This window comes from Streptomyces sp. IBSNAI002, from assembly GCF_052244475.1.
In the GTDB taxonomy this organism is placed as follows: Bacteria; Actinomycetota; Actinomycetes; order Streptomycetales; family Streptomycetaceae; genus Streptomyces.
On sequence record NZ_JBQPXG010000002.1, the window covers coordinates 5,760,511 to 5,780,850 of the forward strand.

14 protein-coding genes and 1 tRNA gene are annotated in these 20,340 nt (G+C 69.5%); 13 read left to right on the forward strand and 2 right to left on the reverse strand.

The window, feature by feature from the left end:
• Positions 1 to 47: 47 nt before the first annotated feature.
• On the reverse strand, positions 48 to 1,034 hold the full coding sequence (locus ACTVZO_RS27885) for an XdhC family protein (protein WP_443300965.1): 987 nt from the start codon (positions 1,032 to 1,034) through the stop codon (positions 48 to 50).
• Between the two features lie 304 nt (positions 1,035 to 1,338).
• On the opposite strand from ACTVZO_RS27885, the gene ACTVZO_RS27890 reads away from it, so the two are divergent.
• From ACTVZO_RS27890 to ACTVZO_RS27900, 3 genes are all read left to right on the forward strand, one after another.
• Entirely contained in the window at positions 1,339 to 2,640 is a 1,302-nt protein-coding gene (locus ACTVZO_RS27890) for an ISAs1 family transposase (protein WP_443296498.1), read from the forward strand.
• A 291-nt stretch (positions 2,641 to 2,931) separates the two neighbouring features.
• Positions 2,932 to 4,104 (forward strand): pentapeptide repeat-containing protein, encoded by a 1,173-nt coding sequence (locus tag ACTVZO_RS27895; protein ID WP_443300966.1) that lies wholly within the window; start codon positions 2,932 to 2,934, stop codon positions 4,102 to 4,104.
• A gap of 413 nt (positions 4,105 to 4,517) precedes the next feature.
• The gene (locus ACTVZO_RS27900; RefSeq protein WP_443300967.1) at positions 4,518 to 7,196 is read left to right on the forward strand and encodes a hypothetical protein; all 2,679 of its coding nucleotides are present in this window, start codon (positions 4,518 to 4,520) and stop codon (positions 7,194 to 7,196) included.
• A gap of 497 nt (positions 7,197 to 7,693) precedes the next feature.
• On the opposite strand, the gene ACTVZO_RS27905 is transcribed toward ACTVZO_RS27900, so the two are convergent.
• A tRNA-Arg gene (locus ACTVZO_RS27905) sits at positions 7,694 to 7,765 on the reverse strand.
• An 82-nt stretch (positions 7,766 to 7,847) separates the two neighbouring features.
• Between ACTVZO_RS27905 and ACTVZO_RS27910 the strand changes: the two genes are divergently transcribed.
• From ACTVZO_RS27910 to prfA, 10 genes are all read left to right on the forward strand, one after another.
• Positions 7,848 to 8,345, forward strand: a complete 498-nt coding sequence (locus tag ACTVZO_RS27910; RefSeq protein WP_443300968.1) for a response regulator — start codon at positions 7,848 to 7,850, stop codon at positions 8,343 to 8,345.
• Between the two features lie 120 nt (positions 8,346 to 8,465).
• On the forward strand, positions 8,466 to 9,473 hold the full coding sequence (gene nrtL, locus ACTVZO_RS27915; protein ID WP_443300969.1) for an ArgS-related anticodon-binding protein NrtL: 1,008 nt from the start codon (positions 8,466 to 8,468) through the stop codon (positions 9,471 to 9,473).
• Between the two features lie 19 nt (positions 9,474 to 9,492).
• Positions 9,493 to 10,884: a diaminopimelate decarboxylase gene (gene lysA, locus ACTVZO_RS27920; protein ID WP_443300970.1), complete on the forward strand. Its 1,392-nt coding sequence runs from the start codon at positions 9,493 to 9,495 to the stop codon at positions 10,882 to 10,884.
• 157 nt (positions 10,885 to 11,041) lie between these two features.
• Complete coding sequence (locus ACTVZO_RS27925; protein ID WP_443300971.1) at positions 11,042 to 12,346, forward strand: homoserine dehydrogenase; 1,305 nt, start codon at positions 11,042 to 11,044, stop codon at positions 12,344 to 12,346.
• A gap of 6 nt (positions 12,347 to 12,352) precedes the next feature.
• Positions 12,353 to 13,423 carry a threonine synthase gene (gene thrC / locus ACTVZO_RS27930; RefSeq protein ID WP_385061988.1) on the forward strand — a complete coding sequence of 357 codons (1,071 nt, stop codon included), beginning with the start codon at positions 12,353 to 12,355 and terminating at the stop codon, positions 13,421 to 13,423.
• A gap of 326 nt (positions 13,424 to 13,749) precedes the next feature.
• Positions 13,750 to 14,676, forward strand: coding sequence for a homoserine kinase (thrB, locus tag ACTVZO_RS27935; RefSeq protein ID WP_443300972.1), 927 nt, complete (start codon positions 13,750 to 13,752; stop codon positions 14,674 to 14,676).
• 426 nt (positions 14,677 to 15,102) lie between these two features.
• Positions 15,103 to 17,268, forward strand: a complete 2,166-nt coding sequence (rho, locus tag ACTVZO_RS27940; RefSeq protein WP_443300973.1) for a transcription termination factor Rho — start codon at positions 15,103 to 15,105, stop codon at positions 17,266 to 17,268.
• A gap of 327 nt (positions 17,269 to 17,595) precedes the next feature.
• Entirely contained in the window at positions 17,596 to 18,696 is a 1,101-nt protein-coding gene (locus ACTVZO_RS27945; RefSeq protein ID WP_443300974.1) for an LCP family protein, read from the forward strand.
• Positions 18,697 to 18,867: 171 nt separating this feature from the next.
• Positions 18,868 to 19,086: a 50S ribosomal protein L31 gene (gene rpmE, locus ACTVZO_RS27950; RefSeq protein WP_069921957.1), complete on the forward strand. Its 219-nt coding sequence runs from the start codon at positions 18,868 to 18,870 to the stop codon at positions 19,084 to 19,086.
• A 120-nt stretch (positions 19,087 to 19,206) separates the two neighbouring features.
• Positions 19,207 to 20,286 (forward strand): peptide chain release factor 1, encoded by a 1,080-nt coding sequence (gene prfA, locus ACTVZO_RS27955; protein WP_384221129.1) that lies wholly within the window; start codon positions 19,207 to 19,209, stop codon positions 20,284 to 20,286.
• The last annotated feature ends 54 nt before the right edge of the window (positions 20,287 to 20,340 follow it).

The window sequence follows — 20,340 nt, forward strand, 5'->3', positions numbered from 1 at the left end:
CCGCAACCCCGTAGGCCCGCAACCACGCACCAACGGACCCTGAATCCTCAGGAGTTGATCGGACCGTCCGTATCCCGCAGGGTGTCGACCTCGCGCCCGCCCAGCACCCCCAGGATCTCGGCGCAGATCGCCAGCGCGGTCTCCGCCGGAGTCCGGGCGCCGAGGTCCAGGCCGATCGGCCCGTGCACCCGGGCCAGTTGGGCCTCGCCCACCCCGGCCGCGATCAGCCCCTCGCGCCGCCGCGCGGTCGTCCGCCGCGAGCCCAGCGCACCGACGTACGGCACCCCCAGGGCCAGCGCCAGGCGCAGCGTCGGCACGTCGAACTCCTCGTCGTGGCTCAGCATGACCAGGCACGCGGCGTCCCGCCGGGCCCGGACCACCTTCGCGGCCTCCTCCGCACCCTCGACCAGCACGGCCTCCCAGCCCAGCAGCAGCGCTTGCCGCTCGATGATCCCGGCCAGCTCCCCGCCCCCGCCGATCACCACGTACGGAGCCGAGGGGTACGCCTCCACCAGCACCAGCCCGGTCACCCCGTACAACGCGTCCCGCCCGGCCCGCCGCGTATCGAGCAGCTCCCCGGCCCGCCGCCCGGCATCGTCGAACGCGGCGTCGGTGGCCCGTACGACCTCACTGACGGCCCGGTCGGCACCCTCGTTCAGCCGGGTCACCAAGGCCACCCCGACCCCTTCTCCGAGCAGCTCCCACCACTCGGCCGGGATCGCCGCCAGCGGCTGGAGCAGCACCTCGGCCTGCCCGCCGCACGTCAGCTTCGCCTCCACGGCCTCGGCCCCGCGCACGGACACCTCGCACACCCGCGCGGTGTCGCCGGCCCCCATCGCCGCGGCCTCGGCGACGAGCTCGGCATCGAAGACCCCCCGGTACAGCGCCCCGAAGCACTCCCCGCGCGCCGCATCCACGAGCACGGCCCCGGCCGGATCCCGGGGCCCGAACCCCTGCTCGGTGACGGGCCGCGCCAGATACCCGGCCCGCCCCTCGGCCACCCACTGCCGCGCCGTCTCCACCAACTCACGCATCGGTGCCGCCCCATTCCTGTATGCGCCACTTCCCACAAAGCACCAGGTCAACGGCACTATGCGGCCTCACATCCCACCCTACGCACGCTCCCCGCCCCCACCCACCCCCCGAACCCACAGACCCACCCCCACCCCCCTCGTACAGACCCACGGCCCCACCTTTACCCCCACCTCACCCAGGGCCCCGGAGTGTTCCGGGAATGTCTGATTTGGCCCCGTGGGCGCCGGTTGTCCCTGGGCGTGAAGCGAGCACGGCACCTGTGGATCATGGAGTTCTCTAGGCTTCACGATCTGCAGGGGTGCCGTGCTCGTTGCTTCATCCTGCCCTGTGGCCGTCGTGCCCGTGTGCGCGCCCCTGCTTGCGCAGTCGCTGGCCGCGTCGGAGCCGGTCGTCCCGGACGGGCTGCTGCAGGCTCTGGCCCAGGTCCCGGACTCGCGTGATCCGCGTGGGAGGCGCTACCGGCTGGCGACGCTGCTGGCGATCGGGGTCTGTGCGATGACCACCGCCGGCCATAACTCCCTTGTCGCGATCGGGGAGTGGGCACGTCGCTGTGATCAGCAGGTCCTGGCCGATCTCGGTTGTCCGTTCGATCCGATGACCGGCCGGATGCGGTGCCCCAACGAGAAGACCCTGCGCGACGCCTACGGCAAGGTCGACCCGGCCGAGCTGACCCGAGCCGGCTACACGCGACTGGCCGTCCTGGCCCGGCAATCAGCAGACCGGGCGCCGAGCGCGCGGACCCCGGAGGGACTCGCCGAACGCGAACAGCGTCGCGCTCACCACGCCGCCGAACGCACACCACCGTCCCGGGCCCGGCGGCGGGTCTTCGCAGGGGATGGCAAGTGCCTGCGCGGGGCGAAGCGCCCGGACGGCTCCCAGGTCTACGTGTTCTCCGCAGTGCGCCACCAGGACGCGCTGACCGTCGCCGCCCGCGAGGTCGGCGCCAAGACCAACGAGATACCCGAGTTCCAGCCCCTCATGGAACAGATCCCCGACGAGGAACTGGAAGACGCCGTGGTCACCCTCGATGCCCTGCACGCCCAGCGCGAGCACGCCCGCTACCTGGTCGAGGAGCGCGGCGCCCACTACCTGCTGTCCGTGAAGGGGAACCAGAAGAACCTCGCCCGGCAGCTCAAGTCCCTTCCCTGGAAGCAGATCCCGGTCCTGCACCGCACCAGTGAGTCCGGCCACGGCCGCGAGGAGATCCGTGAACTGCAGGTCGCCAGCGTGAACGGGCTCCTGTTCCCCCACGCCCGCCAGGTGGTCCGCATCCGCCGCAGGCGCCGCCCGCTCGGCACGAAGAAGTGGTCCGAGGAGATCGTCTACGCGGTCACCGACCTGACCGCCGAGCAGGCGAGCCCCGAGGAGATCGCAGCCTGGGCCCGCGGCCACTGGACGATCGAGAACAGCGTCCACTGGGTCCGCGACGTCACCTTCGGCGAAGACGCCCGCACCATCCGCACCCGCAACACGCCCGCCGTCATGGCCGGCCTCGGCGACATCGTCCGCGGCACCCTCCGGGCCCTCGGCTGGGTCAACGCCGCCAGCGCCAGACGCGCCCACACCGACCCCACCGCCGTCCTGCGGCTCCACGGCATCACATGACCAAACCGGACATCTCGGGAACACTCCGGGGCCCTGCCACCTCACCCCACCCCGCGCCCGCCGCACGCGCCACTGACGCGTTGACGCCCGATACCGCGAGCGCTTCGACGACCCGCCCCAAGCACCCGACTTCCCGCGCCAGTTCACCGACCGCGAGACGTCGGCAGGCCGGCTCTCCGCGGACACCGTGACGGTCAACGCCGAATCGCGCGGGTGAATCCGGGCGCTGTATGGCTCACGCGTGTGCTGCACGGGCGTGCGCAATCCAGGCTTCTCCAGTGTCATGGAGAAATGCGGATCAGGCGGTCACCGTCAACGGAACAGATCGCACGCAGGCAGGCGGCGGCGCAGCAGCGGCGGACGGGTGACGGCGGAAGGGGCGCGCCGCCGTGGTTGACTCTGGCCGGCACGTTGCCGGGCGTGGTCGCTTTGGTGGGGCTCTTCTTCACGTACCAATCCGTGGAGCAAACGCGGGCTCAGCTCAAGATTGCCGAGCAGGGGCAGATCACCACCCGTTTCAATCAAGCAGTCACGCACTTGGCGTCGGATTCGCAAGACGTGCGGTTCGGGGGAATCTACGCGCTGGAGCGCATCATGCAGGATTCGCCCAGGGACCAGCCGAGGATCATGGCGGTGTTGTCCGCGTACATGCGCACGCGTTCACCTGTCCCCACGGACAGCTGGGAGCCGATGGAAACGACATTTCCGTATCCCGTCGACACCGATATCGCCGCTGCCGCAGAGGTCTTGGCCGAAAGGCCTCGGGGCAAGGATGGCCGGGAGAAGATCAACTGGAACTACTTGGACCTGCGCGGCATGGAACTGCAGGCCCGGCGGCGCAACAGCACGGTCACGAGTGGCGACCCCTCCGCCGCCCCCTCCTTTTCCTTCGCATACGCGAAGCTGAATCACGCGGACCTCAGGCAGGTGATTTTCATGGGCGTGGATCTCAGTGACGCGTTGGCATACGAAGTGAACCTGGAAAACTCCGCTCTGTTCGATGTGAAATTCGTGAGCGCGAGTATGCCGTGGGCGAACCTCACGCGCGCGCGATTGCGAAGCGGCACGACCCTGGCCCTTGCCGATCTCTCCGATGCGAAATTGGTCGATGCCGAATTGATCGGAGTCGATCTGACGAAGGCGGACCTGGGGCCTGTCGAGTCCGATGAGACGGACAAGACCGGCGCGGATCTGACGCGCGCGAACCTGACGAATGCGTACCTGGGGCCGGGCAGGGAAGGTGGCGCCGGGGCGAACCTGACCGGCGCGACCCTGGTCGGCGCGAACCTCACGCACGCCGACCTCACCAACGCGAACCTGACCAACGCCAACCTGACCAACGCGAACCTGACGAACGCCAACCTGACCAAGGCGAATCTGACCGGCGCCATCGTCACCAAGGAACAGCTGGCCCAAGCGAAGACGTACGACGGCGCGACCGGCCTGCCGCCGAACCTCCCCTAGCCACTGGCCGGCAGGAGCATCGCGCACACCCCCGTAGTCGGCACAAGATCTACGAGCCATTGATCGGCAACCCCTGAATGGGTTCCCCTCACGTCATCGCTTCCGATCACATGACGTCCGAGCCCCGGCGATTAACGCCTACGAACGTCTTGTGAGAGTTGGTCTCTTTTAGAGGCCCCCCGGCCCCCTTGACATCCATAGGGGGATCAGCACGGTTTGGACAGATGGTTGTGCATGCCACTGTTCCCGATGGGCTGCCCTCGCGCACACTGCGGCCGGTCCCGCGCGGCCGGAGAGTGGGATCTGTCGCTGTCCGTCTCCTCCGGGCATCGGCATGCGCGGCGCGCAGGCGAGCCCTCGGCGGGTCCTTCGGCGGCCGTTCGTCGACCGGGCGTGAAGCGAATGGAGAGGCCATGCCCCCCACTTTCAACAGGATCGCCTTGCAGATTCTCGGCAGGGCTGCCGAGGATCTCCAGGAGCTGCTCGGAACACCGTGCACCGGGATCGTGAACGAGGCGAACACGCTCAGGACGCTTGCGCTCCAGGTCGTCGACAGCGAGAAGAACGAGGCCTCGCCGATCAAGGAGAAGGTCGACAACTGTGAAAACATCGCCCGCGGCCTCGACCAGATCGTGACGACGCTGGGCGAGGTGCAGGACTCGGTGCTGCGCCTGATATATGACGTCCTTCACAGCGAGCAGTGGAGCCCGGACATCTCCTTCGACACCCTGGAACAGTGTTCCAAGGTGTTCTGGTATCACGGGGACTGGGTACACGCCACAGCCGGTCACCTCGCCAAGTGCATGGACTCCATGCTCGCGAACATCGATTCCTACACACAGGACCTGACCGGGAGCCGGGTGAACAGGTCTTATCCGCACGACGAGGCGATCCGAGCGCTGCAGCTGCGCGTGTCCCAGCACCTCACGGATCTGTGCGCGAGCTCCGACGTGCTTCTCGAGGGTTTCGCGGGTGCCCTGGACAGGGCCGCGGGGAGGGAAGGGCTCGGCGGGCGGTTCGCCGTGAAGCGTTCGGAGCAGGAGCTGCGCGACCTCGCCTCGAACGCGGGTTTCGCGTCCGTCCCCCTCACACAGGAGGAGGACGGGCGATGGATCTACGACTTGACGGCCGAGACCAGGCCCCAGGCGAACCAATGGGCCGCCGCCGAGAACCTCAAGATGAATCCGTACTTCCACGGCACGAATCGCGGCGCGGCGGATTCGATCACCCGCCCCACGGATCGCGGCGGCGGCTTCAGAGCGAGTTCCGGTGTCTTGGGCAGGGGTGTGTACCAGACACCCGACTACAAGGTGGCGGCGACCTACGCATCCGACCCCAACGTGGGTTCGGGGATCTACGCGAATTCGGGAGCCGGGCCGATCCTGGTCTCACGGTTCAAAGCCGGGCTCGTGCTGGAGCTGTACGCGGATGCCCCCAACACGGCGGCGCGCTTCGAGCCGCTGCGCCCCCGATCGCTCCCCAGCCCGGCACCGGAGGACACGACGGTCTACGGGTGGCACGCCTGGGCCTGCACGCAGGGGTACAAGGCGATCCAGTTCTACGGCAACGAGGGAAAGCATCACTTCCTCGTACTGCAGCCCGACATGCTGGACATCGTCGGACGCATCGACATCGACAAGCCGTACCACCCGAACCACGACCTCGTCCTCCGCAGAAAGAAGGGGGCGTCCCAGGAAATCGCGCAGAAGCTCATGAAGGTGAGCGAAAAATCCCGCAGGTCCTCACGGAAGGCGACGCGCAACTTTCTCTTGTCGCTGTCAGAGAGCGGTTCCTCCCTGTCCAACAGTCAGATCGAGGAGGAAGGGGCGGGAGTGCCGATGCAATCGGCGTATCGGGGCGAGCTCAATGAGGGGAAAACGGACATACAGGCCGCGGCCGCGAGAGGCAAAGCCGCGGAGGGGCGGGTCGCGACCCTCTACTTGGGAGAGGCCGAGCGCGTCGAGAAACGTGCCCGCCGCGGCGAGGTGCCGCGTTTCAAGCGTGGCGGCGACGGAGATTTCTCTGTGGAGGAGTACATCGTCGACAGCAAAGGCAAGGATTACGCTGCGGGTAAATACATGTGGGTGGCCGACCCCGGGACGGCCAACCTGTACATCGTCGAATACGGTTTCCAGGTCGATATCTTCGAAGGAGAAAAGAAGGTCGACAGCTTCTTCCGGGGCGCATCTGGTTCCGAGGACCTGGACGCACTCGTAACGGAACTCAAAAGGGAGGGCATCGATTGGTACGTCAGGGTCACCCACCATTCCACGGCTCTCGGCGGTGGAGGCGTCATCGCGTGCGGCGACATCATCATCGGTGAGGGGGGCGTCATCGAACACCTCGACCACCGCAGCGGACACTACCGTCCGACAAGTCTGGACATGTACAGGTCGGCGGCCTCGCTGCAGGACGCCGGGTTCGACCTGACCGGAGCTGACATATCCCTTTATGCAGTTGACGGGGACAAGAATGTCGTGAGGAAGACCACGAAGAAGGGGTCCCAGTATCTCGGTACCGGCCTGTGGCGCCATCCCCGAAACGGTCCGGACGGACCACCGGACGGGGAACGGCCCGCCTACATGGATACTCCCGGCGCCGACGCGGAGATGATCGCCGCCAAGGACCGGGTGATCAAGACCCTCAGAACCTTCTTCAAGACCTACTTCGAACATCAGAAGACCGGAGCCGTCAAAACCAAGAAGAGACGCAAGGGCGACATTGGATTCGAGTCCGACGTCCGCATCAGGTGGGGGAAGGTGAAAAGACTCATGGAAGAAACGAAGCGTCTGGACCCACAGGAGTGTGAGAAGCGGTGGCGCTCGTTCTTGGCTTCGGATGACGGAAAGGAACTGGCCCCCTTCGTCATCAGCTGGGACGAGACGACAGGGATCCCTGTTCTGCTCTACAGTGTGCCGCCCGAACGTTCGGAGCCCAGCAACCGTCTTCTCCACGAGGACGAGGACTTCCGCTCGACCTCGTATTACTCCGGAGAATCGGACGACTCCGAAGAAGAGTCCTCCTCCCCCCTCAAAGGCACGCCGCGCCCGGCCGGCAAGCCCGAGGATCCTCCCTACACATATGCGACATGACATGACCAGGGCTGAATCGCCCTCGCCTGTCGAGACGCGCGGTTGGTCCTGATCGTGGGTGATGCCCGGGATGTGGGGTGCGCCTGCCGTGCCCGGTGGCGGAGGCGGTGTGCTGGACGGGAGCGTCCGGCCACGGCGGTGACGACCGTCTCGGCCAGGTCCAACGGTTCCAGGAGCGGTTGGGTCGTGGTCAAGCAGTGGACCGTCTCCGGCGAGCGGCATGACCGCCGCGGCCTGAAGGGGCGCGAGGCCTCCAGCGGCCGTCCGGTGCCCATCCTCGACCTCCGGTCCACCCGCATCACCCACTGGCTGCGTGCGGGCCTGCCGTTTGCGCGGTGGCACGCCGAGCGGGCAAGTAGGGCGATGGGGCCTGCGGATTCTCACACGCGACCAGCGCCACACAACGACAAAGGCCCGGACTCAGCTGGACTGAGTTCGGGCCTTCATGCTCGGCACTTCAGCAGATCAACAACCTTGCGGCGCTGATCCAACTGGAGTGCCCCCGGCAGGATTCGAACCTGCGCACACGGCTCCGGAGGCCGTTGCTCTATCCCCTGAGCTACGGGGGCGTGTCGTTCGCTGTGCGGCGACGGGTTGAACACTACCAGCTTCGCGGGGGTGATCAGGAACCGGTTTGCGGGGGAGGGGGACATGGGTCGCCCGCAGGGGGTGGAAGTGGCAAAAACCCGGACGCGGGGCCCCGGGCCGACCTACTCTCGAGTTGTGCCAGGCGTCTCGGGCCGGGTGCTTGTTGTCGACGACAACAAGGTCATCCGGCAGCTGATCAAGGTCAATCTCGAGCTGGAGGGCTTCGAGGTCGTGACCGCGAACGATGGTGCCGAGTGTCTGGACGTCGTGCACCACGTGTGTCCTGATGTGATCACCCTTGATGTGGTCATGCCGCGGCTGGACGGGTTCGGGGCCGCCGCGCAGTTGCGGGCCGATCCGCGGACCAGTGGGGTGCCCGTCGCGATCGTGAGTGCCTGTACGCAGCACGAGGTGGAGGCGGGGATCGCGGCCGGGGTGGATGCCTTCGTCGCCAAGCCCTTCGAGCCCGCCGAGCTGGTACGGGTCGTACGGCGGCTGGTCGAGGGGAAGGGTCGGCGCGACGGGAGGAGAGGGGCTCCCGCCGGGAGGGGCAGGGGATGAGCCGTCCCGGGCCTCCGCTCTTGTACGTCACCGTGTGCCGTCAGCCGGATCCGAGGCGGGCCATTTCACATGGCGAAACCCTTCACGGGGTGGGCGGCCGTCTCCCCTAGGCTGGGTGTCGTGAATCCCGCCGATCTTCCCGATGCCGTCGTGCGCGCCATGCGCTGCGCCGTCGAGGGTGGGGAGCTCGGGGCGGACGTGGCCGTGCCCGAGCGGGTCGTCGTCGAGCGGACCCGGCCCGGTGGGGTGGGGGACTACGCCACGCCCGTCGCCTTCCAGATCGGCAAGGCCGCCGGACGCGCGCCGCGTGACGTGGCCGCGGTGCTGGCACGCCGGCTCGCCGGGGAGGCGGGGATCGAGGGCGTCGAGGTCACCGGCCCCGGGTTCGTGAACTTCCTGCTGCCCCCGCCGTCCGCCCCCCGCCTCGTCGCGGAGGTCATGGGCCGGGACCTCCCCTGGCGCGCCGCCTCGGCCGCCTCGGCCATCTCGGCCGACGTCCCGACCGTCGACAGCGGCCTGCGCGAGCGCGTCGTGCGCGAGAGCGTGCTGCGGATCCTGCGCAGTCAGGGCGGCGGGGACCGGCGGGACGTGCTCGAACGGCCGCCCGTCGCGCCCGTCGCACCCGTCGCCAAGCGGGACGGTGACGTCGTCCGCCGGTTCGGGCCCGGTGCCGCCCGTTGGGCGATGCTCTGCGTGCCCGGCCGTGAGACGCCCGAGTTCTCCGGACGGCTGCTCGTGCAGGGCGAGGAGAACGAGTTCTTCCGCGTGCGGTACGCCCACGCCCGCAGCCGGGCGCTGCTCACGAACGCCGCCCGGCTCGGGTTCGGAGCCGAGCGGGACGGGCCGGATGAGCCCGGTGACGTGGACGCCCCCGTGCTGCTGCGCGTGCTCGCCGAGCACCGGCTCGTCCTCGAGGCCGCCGGACACCACCGGGCGCCCGAGCGGCTCACCCGGTACCTCGTCGAGCTGGCGGACGCGCTGCTCGACTTCCAGTACCGCGTACTGCCCCACGGGGACGAGAAACCCTCGGCCGCCCACCGTGCCCGGCTGGCTCTTGCCGAAGCCGCCGGGGCGGTGCTGGCCGGCGGCCTGGCCCTGCTCGGCATCGACGCACCCGAACACCTGTGACCTGTGAAGAGAGAGACCGATGAGCCGTTCCGCGCATCCCGCCGGGCCCCGTCACGCCGATGTCCTGCCCGAGGGGCACTACTCCCCGCCGCCGGCCGACCTCAACGCCCTCGACGAGAAGGTCTGGGCCCGGACCGTCACGCGCACGGCCGACGGGGTCGTCACCGTGGGCGGCATCGAAGTGACCAAGCTCGCCGAGGAGTTCGGGACCCCCGCCTACTTCCTCGACGAGGAGGACTTCCGGGCGCGGTGCCGGGCCTGGGCACACGCCTTCGGCAAGGACGCCGACGTCTTCTACGCGGGCAAGGCGTTCCTCTCCAAGGCCGTCGTGAAGTGGCTGAAGGAAGAAGGGCTGAATCTCGACGTGTGCTCCGGCGGGGAGCTGACCACCGCCCTCGCCGCCGGGATGCCCGCCTCCCGCATCGCCTTCCACGGCAACAACAAGTCCGGGGCCGAGATCAGTCGGGCCGTCGAGGCCGGCGTGGGGCGGATCGTGCTCGACTCCTTCCAGGAGATCGCGCGCGTCGCGCACATCGCCCGTGAGCTGGGCGTGCGCCAGCCCGTCCAGATCCGTGTGACGGTCGGTGTGGAGGCGCACACCCACGAGTTCATCGCCACCGCCCACGAGGACCAGAAGTTCGGCATCGCCGTGGCCGACGGCTCCGCCGCCGAGGCCGTGCGGCGGGCCCTCGGGCACGACTCGCTCGAGCTGCTCGGCGTCCACTCCCACATCGGCTCGCAGATCTTCGACATGGCCGGTTTCGAGGTGTCGGCGAAGCGGGTCGTGCGGCTGCTGGCCGCCGTACGGGACGAGCACGGGGTCGAGCTTCCCGAGATCGACCTCGGAGGCGGACTCGGGATCGCCTACACCTCCGACGACGATCCGCGCGAGCCGCACGAGATCGCCAAGGCGCTCACCGAGATCGTCGCGCGGGAGTGCGAGAGCGCGGGTCTGCGCGCGCCCCGGATCTCCGTCGAGCCCGGCCGCGCCATCGTCGGGCCCACCGCCTTCACCCTCTACGAGGTCGGCACCATCAAGCCGCTCGAGGGCCTGCGGACGTACGTCAGTGTCGACGGCGGGATGTCCGACAACATCCGGACCGCCCTCTACGACGCCGAGTACTCCGTCACCCTGGTCTCCCGCACCTCCGACGCCGAGCCGATGCTCGTGCGCGTCGTCGGCAAGCACTGCGAGAGCGGCGACATCGTCGTGAAGGACGCGTTCCTGCCGTCCGACCTCGCCCCCGGCGACCTGCTCGCCGTACCGGCCACGGGCGCGTACTGCCGCTCCATGGCCAGCAACTACAACCACGCGCTGCGCCCGCCCGTCGTTGCCGTGCGCGACGGGCAGGCCCGGGTGATCGTCCGGCGCGAGACGGAGGAAGATCTCCTGCGTCTCGACCTGGGATGATCCGGTTATTTCGGGGGGAAGGCCCCAGACCCCCAAAATAGGTGTCTCACTCAATGGACCGAGGGTGGAAACTGTTGTCCATTGAGTGAGACTGGTTCTCACCCCGCGCGCAAGCCGCACGCGGGGTACCGATGGAAGATCGAAAGGCGTAGGTCGAATGATGCGTACGCGTCCGCTGAAGGTGGCGCTGCTGGGCTGTGGAGTGGTCGGCTCGGAAGTTGCCCGCATCATGACGACGCACGCCGACGACCTGACGGCCAGGATCGGTGCGCCCGTCGAGCTCGCGGGCGTCGCGGTGCGCCGGCCGTCCAAGGTGCGCGAGGGCATCGACCCCGCGCTCATCACCACCGACGCGACCGCCCTCCTCAAGCGCGGTGACATCGACGTGGTCGTCGAGGTCATCGGCGGGATCGAGCCGGCCCGGACCCTGATCACCACCGCGTTCGAGAACGGCGCCTCCGTCGTCTCCGCCAACAAGGCGCTGCTCGCCCAGGACGGCGCCGCCCTGCACGCCGCGGCCGAGCAGCACGGGCTCGACCTCTACTACGAGGCCGCCGTCGCCGGCGCCATCCCGCTGGTCCGCCCGATGCGCGAGTCCCTCGCGGGCGACAAGATCAACCGGGTGATGGGCATCGTCAACGGCACGACGAACTTCATCCTCGACAAGATGGACTCGACCGGCGCCGGCTACCAGGAGGCGCTCGACGAGGCCACCGCCCTCGGGTACGCCGAAGCCGACCCGACCGCCGACGTCGAGGGCTACGACGCCGCCGCCAAGGCCGCGATCCTGGCCGGCATCGCCTTCCACACCCGCGTCCGCCTCGACGACGTGTACCGCGAGGGCATGACCGAGGTCAGCGCCTCCGACTTCGCCTCCGCCAAGCGGATGGGCTGCACCATCAAGCTCCTGGCGATCCTCGAGCGCGCCGCCGACGGCGAGTCCGTCACCGCCCGCGTGCACCCGGCGATGATCCCGCTCACCCACCCGCTCGCCTCCGTCCGCGAGGCGTACAACGCGGTCTTCGTCGAGGCGGAGGCCGCCGGGCGGCTCATGTTCTACGGGCCCGGCGCGGGCGGTTCGCCGACCGCGTCCGCGGTCCTCGGCGACCTCGTCGCCGTCTGCCGCAACAAGCTCGCCGAGGCAACGGGGCCCGGCGAGTCGGCGTACACCCAGCTGCCGGTCAGTCCCATGGGCGAGGTCGTCACGCGCTACCACATCAGCCTCGATGTGGCCGACAAGCCGGGCGTGCTCGCCCAGGTCGCGACGACCTTCGCCGAGCACGGCGTCTCCATCGACACCGTGCGGCAGCAAGGTCGTCAGGACGGGGGCGGCACAGAGGCCTCCCTCGTCGTCGTCACTCACCGCGCACCCGACGCGGCCCTCTCCGGGACCGTCGAGGCGCTGCGGAAGCTGGACACCGTGCGCGGTGTCGCCAGCATCATGCGTGTTGAAGGGGAGTAAGGACCCATGAGCAGCAATCGCACCCACCAGTGGCGCGGCATCATCGAGGAGTACCGGGACCGGCTGCCGGTCACGGACACGACTCCCGTGGTCACACTCCGGGAGGGCGGCACGCCTCTCGTCCCCGCGCAGGTGCTCTCCGAGCGCACCGGCTGCGAGGTGCACCTCAAGGTCGAGGGGGCGAACCCCACCGGGTCCTTCAAGGACCGCGGCATGACCATGGCCATCACCAAGGCCAAGGAGGAGGGCGCGAAGGCCGTCATCTGCGCCTCGACCGGCAATACCTCCGCCTCCGCCGCCGCGTACGCGGTGCGCGCGGGCATGGTCTCCGCCGTCCTCGTGCCCCGCGGCAAGATCGCGCTCGGGAAGATGGGCCAGGCGCTCGTGCACGGCGCCAAGATCCTTCAGGTCGACGGCAACTTCGACGACTGTCTGGATCTCGCCCGTGCGCTGTCCGACAACTACCCGGTGGCGCTGGTCAATTCGGTCAACCCGGTGCGCATCGAAGGCCAGAAGACGGCCGCGTTCGAGATCGTCGACGCGCTCGGCGACGCTCCCGACATCCACGTGCTGCCCGTCGGCAACGCCGGCAACATCACCGCGTACTGGAAGGGCTTCAAGGAGTACAAGGCCGACGGCCTGGCCTCCCGTACGCCCCGCGTGTGGGGTTTCCAGGCCTCCGGCTCCGCGCCGATCGTCCGCGGCGAGATCGTCAAGGAGCCGCACACCATCGCCACCGCGATCCGGATCGGCAACCCGGCCTCCTGGGACTACGCGCTCGCGGCGCGCGAGGAGTCGGGCGGCTTCATCGATGAGGTGACGGACCGCCAGATCCTGGCCGCCTACCGGCTGTTGGCCGCGCAGGAGGGCGTTTTCGTCGAGCCCGCCTCGGCCGCCTCGGTGGCCGGTCTGCTCAAGGCCGCCGAGCTGGGCCTGGTGGACCCCGGTCAGAAGATCGTGTGCACCGTCACCGGCAACGGCCTGAAGGACCCCGACTGGGCGATCGCCGGCGCTCCGCAGCCGGTCACCGTTCCGGTGGACGCCGAAGCCGCGGCCATCCGCCTCGGCCTCGTCTGACGCACCGGCCGGACAGCAGTTCCGCGAGCCGGGTTCCAGGGGTCTTCGAGTCCCCCGGAACCCGGCAACTCGCCCCGTACGACAACAAAACCGCTGCGTACGTGCGGCAGGGGCCGGCCGAAGGACGCGACACGCATCGTGCGCCTCCTGTGCGCCCTATGTCGGATGAGAACCTTCCTTCGATACGCTGTACTTACATCCGCCACCGCGCATATGACCGTGGTGCTGCCCAGTGGGCCTTCGGGTGTCGTACGTTCTCCAGTACATTCGCAGCGAGCCAGCGAAGAGCGAAGATCTCGCACAGTCACAAGGAGTGTCATCGGACGATGGCCGGTCCAGCGTTCCGCGCCGCCGCCGTACGGGTGCGCGTCCCCGCCAGCAGTGCCAACCTCGGCCCGGGCTTCGACGCCCTCGGCCTGGCCCTGGGGCTCTACGACGACGTAGTCGTCCGGGTGGCCGACTCCGGCCTGAACATCGACATCGCGGGTGAGGGTGCCGACTCCCTCCCGCGGGACGAGAGCCACCTGCTCGTACGCTCCATGCGCACCGCCTTCGACCTGCTGGGCGGGCAGCCGCGCGGCCTCGAGGTCGTCTGCGCCAACCGCATCCCGCACGGCCGGGGCCTCGGCTCCTCCTCCGCCGCCATCTGCGCCGGCATCGTCGCCGCCCGCGCCGTGACCATAGGCGGCGAGGCCAAGCTCGACGACGCGGCGCTGCTGGAGCTCGCCACGGAGATCGAGGGCCACCCCGACAACGTCGCCGCCTGTCTGCTCGGCGGCTTCACCCTGGCCTGGATGGACGGCGGCAGCGCCAAGGCGATCCGGATGGAGCCCGCCGGTTCCATCGTTCCGGTGGTCTTCGTCCCCTCCAAGCCCGTCCTGACGGAGACCGCGCGCGGCCTGCTGCCGCGCACCGTCCCGCACGTGGACGCGGCCGTGAACGCGGGTCGCGCGGGACTGCTCGTGGAGGCCCTGACCAGGCGTCCCGAGTTCCTCCTGCCGGCCACCGAGGACCGCCTCCACCAGGAGTACCGGTCCCCGGCGATGCCCGAGAGCGTCGCCCTCGTGAACCGACTGCGGGTGGACGGCATCCCCGCGGTCATCTCCGGCGCGGGCCCCACGGTCCTCGCGCTGGTCGACAACGACGCGGCCGACAAGGTCGCGCAGCTCGCGGGCGAAGGGTGGGCCGCGAACCGGCTCGCCCTCGACGCCGCGGGCGCGAGCGTGCTTCCGCTGGGAACCCAGGGCGGCTGAGCCAGGCCGGGCAGGGGCGGGCGGCCGGGGCAGGCCGCCCGCGCGGAAGGCGTGATTGCCGGTGATTGAGAGGGGGAATGTCTGTTGGATCCGGTAGTGTTAGTCTCAAGTGCGCAACCGAAGCCGCCATGGCTCGGTGCTCAGTGTCCCCATCCGGGACCACCTTTCTTCCGGGAGCCTCCCCGACTGCTTTGATCACTTCCAGCAGTTTCGAGCACGCTCCGGAATCGGCGTGACATTCCCACGCTTCCAGCTCGGGGGCTTCTCGCCGGAACCACCCATGCACGTTTTCTCTCCGCCGTATCTCTACCGGCGGACCTCCGCCCCGGCAGCCGTCCAACCCCATCAGGTCACGGACTGTTGTCGGACAGCACAACCGGTCGCCGAGCCAGACAGGCCGACGTCCGCTCCAGGGAAGGACCCTTCGTGAGCGACACCACCGATCTGATGGGCGCTGCCGACACCTCTGTCGACACCAGTGCCTCCGCCGCAGGCGCAGCCCCCAAGCGGCGCCGCACCGGCACCGGCCTTGACGGCATGGTCCTGGCCGAGCTGCAGCAGGTCGCGTCGGGCCTCGGGATCAGGGGCACCGCGCGGATGCGCAAGAGCCAGCTGATCGAGGTCATCAAGGAGACGCAGGCGGGAGGCGCCGCCGCGCCCAAGGCCGCCGCCTCCGCGGACACCGCCGAGGCCAAGCCGAAGCGCCGTGCCACCAGCAAGACCCGTACGGCTGCCGCCGACGCCGCACAGACGGGCGGGGACGCCGCCGCGCCCGCCGAGAAGCCTGCCGCACAGGCCCAGATCGAGATCCCGGGTCAGCCGGCTGGGGGCCCCTCCCGCTCGAGCGCAGCCGAGAGCGGGGGAGAGGACGCCCCGGCCGGCGAGCGCCGTCGGCGCCGGGCCACCGCCCCGTCCGGCAGCCCGGAGGCCTCGGCCCCCGCCGCCGTACAGGTCGAGCAGAAGACCGAGACCGTCAAGGCCGAGGCCGTGACGGCCACCGCGCCGCAGACGGACGCGCGGGCCGAGGCAGCCACCGCTGTCTCCGCCCCCGCCCAGGAGGGCGAGGGCCGCGGCCGTCGCGACCGCCGTGAGCGCGGCACCGAGCGCGGCGAGCGTCAGCGCGACCGCCGCGAGCGCGGTGCCAAGGCCGACGAGCAGGGCCAGGGCGGCCAGGGCCAGGGTGCGCAGGGTGGCCAGGGTGGCCAGGGCGGCCGTCAGGACCGCGCCGAGCGCGGCGACCGGCAGCAGCAGGGCGGCCGCGGTCAGGGCCAGGGCCAGGCCGGCCAGGGTCAGCAGGGCCGCCAGGACCGCCAGGACCGCCAGGACAACGGTCCGCAGGACGACTTCGACGACGAGGGCGGCCGCCGTGGCCGCCGGGGCCGTTACCGCGACCGCCGGGGCCGTCGTGGCCGCGACGAGTTCGCGCCGAACGAGCCGCAGGTCGCCGACGACGACGTGCTGATCCCCGTCGCGGGCATCCTCGACATCCTCGACAACTACGCGTTCATCCGGACCTCGGGCTACCTGCCCGGCCCCAACGACGTGTACGTCTCCCTCGCCCAGGTCCGCAAGGCGGGTCTGCGCAAGGGAGACCACACCACCGGTGCCGTGCGCCAGCCCAAGGACGGCGAGCGCCGCGAGAAGTTCAACGCCCTCGTGCGCCTCGACTCGGTGAACGGCATGGCGCCCGAATCCGGCCGCGGCCGCCCGGAGTTCCAGAAGCTGACCCCGCTCTACCCGCAGGACCGGCTCCGTCTGGAGACCGACCCGGGCGTGCTGACCACCCGCATCATCGACCTCGTGTCGCCGATCGGCAAGGGCCAGCGCGGCCTGATCGTGGCCCCGCCGAAGACCGGCAAGACCATGATCATGCAGGCGATCGCCAACGCGATCACCACGAACAACCCCGAGTGCCACCTGATGGTCGTCCTGGTCGACGAGCGTCCGGAAGAGGTCACCGACATGCAGCGGTCGGTCAAGGGCGAGGTCATCTCCTCGACCTTCGACCGTCCGGCCGAGGACCACACCACGGTCGCCGAGCTGGCCATCGAGCGCGCCAAGCGTCTCGTCGAGCTGGGTCACGACGTGGTCGTCCTGCTGGACTCCATCACCCGTCTGGGCCGCGCGTACAACCTCGCGGCGCCCGCCTCCGGCCGCATCCTGTCCGGTGGTGTCGACTCGACCGCGCTGTACCCGCCGAAGCGCTTCTTCGGTGCCGCGCGCAACATCGAGGACGGCGGCTCGCTGACCATCCTGGCCACCGCGCTGGTCGACACCGGCTCGCGCATGGACGAGGTGATCTTCGAGGAGTTCAAGGGCACCGGCAACATGGAGCTCAAGCTCGACCGGAAGCTCGCCGACAAGCGCATCTTCCCGGCCGTCGACGTCGACCCGTCGGGCACCCGCAAGGAGGAGATCCTCCTCAACGCGGAGGAGCTCGCCATCGTCTGGAAGCTGCGCCGGGTGCTGCACGCGCTCGACTCGCAGCAGGCGATCGAGCTGCTCCTCGACAAGATGAAGCAGACGAAGTCGAACGCCGAGTTCCTGATGCAGATCGCGAAGACGACCCCGTCGGGCAAGAACGACGACTGATCCTCGCCGCGCGTCACCACGGCCGCCCCCGTCGCCTCCGCGACGGGGGCGGCCGTGTTCGTACGGGCCGTGTTCGTACGGCCGCTCTTCGTACGGGCCGTGTTCGTACGGTGCGACCTTCGCCACACACCGGCACCGGCTGAGCCTCGGGCCCGCCTCCCGCGTCCCACCCGAAACACGCAGGTGGCGGCGGGGTGGCCCGGCGTTCCTCGCGCAAGGCGCGCTCCACCGGCCCGGTCCGGAGGTCCCGGCGGCCGTGGAACCCTGGGGGACGTTAGTCCGTCTGTGTCAAAGGGACAGGGGACCGCGTTCAGGACTGAGGAGAGCATGAGCCAGGACAGCAACGGCGGCGGCCGTGGTGCCGCGGGCCGGCGTCGACGGAAAGCGCCGAAGCGCCGCAGGGCCCTCGCCATCGCCGCGTGGAGCGCCGCGGGCGTGGTCCTGCTGGGCGGGGCGGGCCTCGGGTACTTCTACTTCAAGCTGAACGGCAACCTGAAGACCGTCGACATCGACCAGGCGCTCGGCACCGACCGCCCGCAGAACATCGACAACGGCTCGATGGACATCCTGGTCCTCGGTTCCGACTCCCGCGGCGGGGCCAACGCCGACTACGGTCCGGACGACGGCGGCTCCGCCCGCTCCGACACGGCGATGATCGTCCACCTGAACGAGGGCCACACCAAGGCCAGCATCGTGTCCATACCCCGCGACACCATGACCGCCCGGCCCGCCTGCACCACCGCCAAGGGCAAGACCGACCCCGGCGGTCCGCGCGTGCAGTTCAACGAGGCCTACACCGTCGGCGGAGCGGCCTGCGCGGTCAAGACCGTCGAGAAGATGTCGGGGATCCGCATGGACCACTACATCGAGGTCGACTTCACGGGCTTCAAGAAGATCATCGACACCCTCGGCGGGGTGCAGGTCACCACGGCGAAGCCGATCAAGGACGACTACAGCCACCTGGACCTGCCGGCCGGCCCGAACAAGCTGAACGGCGAGCAGGCCCTCGGCCTGGTCCGCACCCGCCACGCGGTCGGGGACGGCGGAGACCTCGGCCGAATACAGCTCCAGCAGGCCTTCATCAAGGCGCTGATCAAGCAGGTCAAGAGCATCGGGCTGTTCGACAACCCCAAGAAGCTGCTCGACCTCGCCGACACGGGCACCAAGTCGATCACCACCGACAAGTCCCTCGGCGATGTGAAATCCCTCATGGGCTTCGCCCAGAGCCTCCAGAGCATCGACGCCCAGGACATGCACATGATCACCCTGCCGGTGACCACGGACGCGATCGACGCCAACCGCGTCGCCCCGCTGAAGAAGGAGTCCAAGCTGGTCTGGGACGCCCTGCTGGCCGACCAGCCGATCCCCGCCGAGGCCACCGCGAACTCCACGGGCGACAAGGGCACGGCCGGTTCGATCGTGCAGTGAGGGCCGGGCGGGGCAGGGCCGGAATAGATGCCGGCCCCCCGCCGTTGACGGAGGCGTCCTCAGAATTTTGACAGGCAGCCCGGTCCTGGCAGACTGGTCTGTCGGCCCCGGTTCACGCAGTGCGCAATTCGGCTCCTGCGACCCGGCGCCCTCCCGAATCTAGGAGACACCTTGAAGAGCGAGATCCACCCCGAGTACGTCGAGACCCAGGTCAGCTGCACCTGTGGCGCGTCGTTCACCACCCGCTCGACGCTGACGAACGGCGCCATCCGCGCCGAGGTCTGCTCCGAGTGCCACCCGTTCTACACGGGCAAGCAGAAGATCCTCGACACCGGTGGCCGCGTGGCCCGCTTCGAGGCTCGCTTCGGCAAGGGTGCGGCCAAGAAGTAGCGCGACCCAGGCGCCGGTCTCCGGCCGCCCCCTGTCCACTCGGGGGCGGCCGGACCGGCGCCTTTGTCGTCGTCCAGCACCCCCTGCAGTCCTTCGCACTTTTACCCCAGGAGTACCCCGATGTTCGAGGCGGTCGAGGAACTGGTCGGCGAGCACGCCGACCTTGAGAAGAAGCTCGCCGACCCTTCGGTCCACTCCGATCAGGCCAACGCGCGCAAGCTCAACAAGCGCTACGCGGAGCTGACCCCGATCATCGCGACCTTCCGGGCGTGGAAGCAGTCGGCGGAGGACATCGAGACGGCGAAGGAGTTCGCGGCAGACGACCCGGACTTCGCCGCCGAGGTCAAGGAGCTGACGCAGCAGCGCGAGGAGCTCACCGAGAAGCTCCGCCTGCTGCTCGTCCCGCGCGACCCCAGCGACGACAAGGACGTGCTCCTCGAGGTCAAGGCGGGCGCGGGCGGCGACGAGTCCGCCCTGTTCGCCGGCGACCTGCTGCGCATGTACCTGCGCTACGCCGAGCGCGTGGGCTGGAAGACCGAGATCATCGACGCCACCGAGTCCGAGCTCGGCGGCTACAAGGACGTCCAGGTCTCCGTGCGCACCAAGGGCGGCAACGGCGCCACCGAGCCCGGCCAGGGCGTGTGGGCCCGCCTGAAGTACGAGGGCGGCGTGCACCGCGTCCAGCGGGTTCCGGCCACCGAGTCCCAGGGCCGCATCCACACCTCCGCCGCCGGCGTGCTCGTCACCCCGGAGGCCGAGGAGGTCGAGGTCGAGATCAACATGAACGACCTCCGCATCGACGTGTACCGCTCCTCCGGCCCCGGCGGCCAGTCCGTCAACACCACCGACTCGGCCGTGCGCATCACGCACCTGCCGACCGGTGTGGTCGCCTCCTGCCAGAACGAGAAGAGCCAGCTCCAGAACAAGGAGCAGGCCATGCGCATCCTGCGGTCGCGCCTGCTGGCCGCCGCCCAGGAAGCCGCCGAGCAGGAGGCTTCCGACGTGCGCCGCAGCCAGGTGCGCTCCGTGGACCGGTCCGAGAAGATCCGTACGTACAACTTCCCGGAAAACCGCATCTCGGACCACCGCACCGGATTCAAGGCGTACAACTTGGACCAGGTGCTCGACGGCGACCTCGACTCGGTCATCCAGGCCTGCGTCGACGCCGACTCCGCCGCCAAGCTCGCGGCCGCCCAGTAAGGCCTGACGGCGGCGGAGCCGCAAGGCAGCACGTCCCACCCGTACCACCCCGTA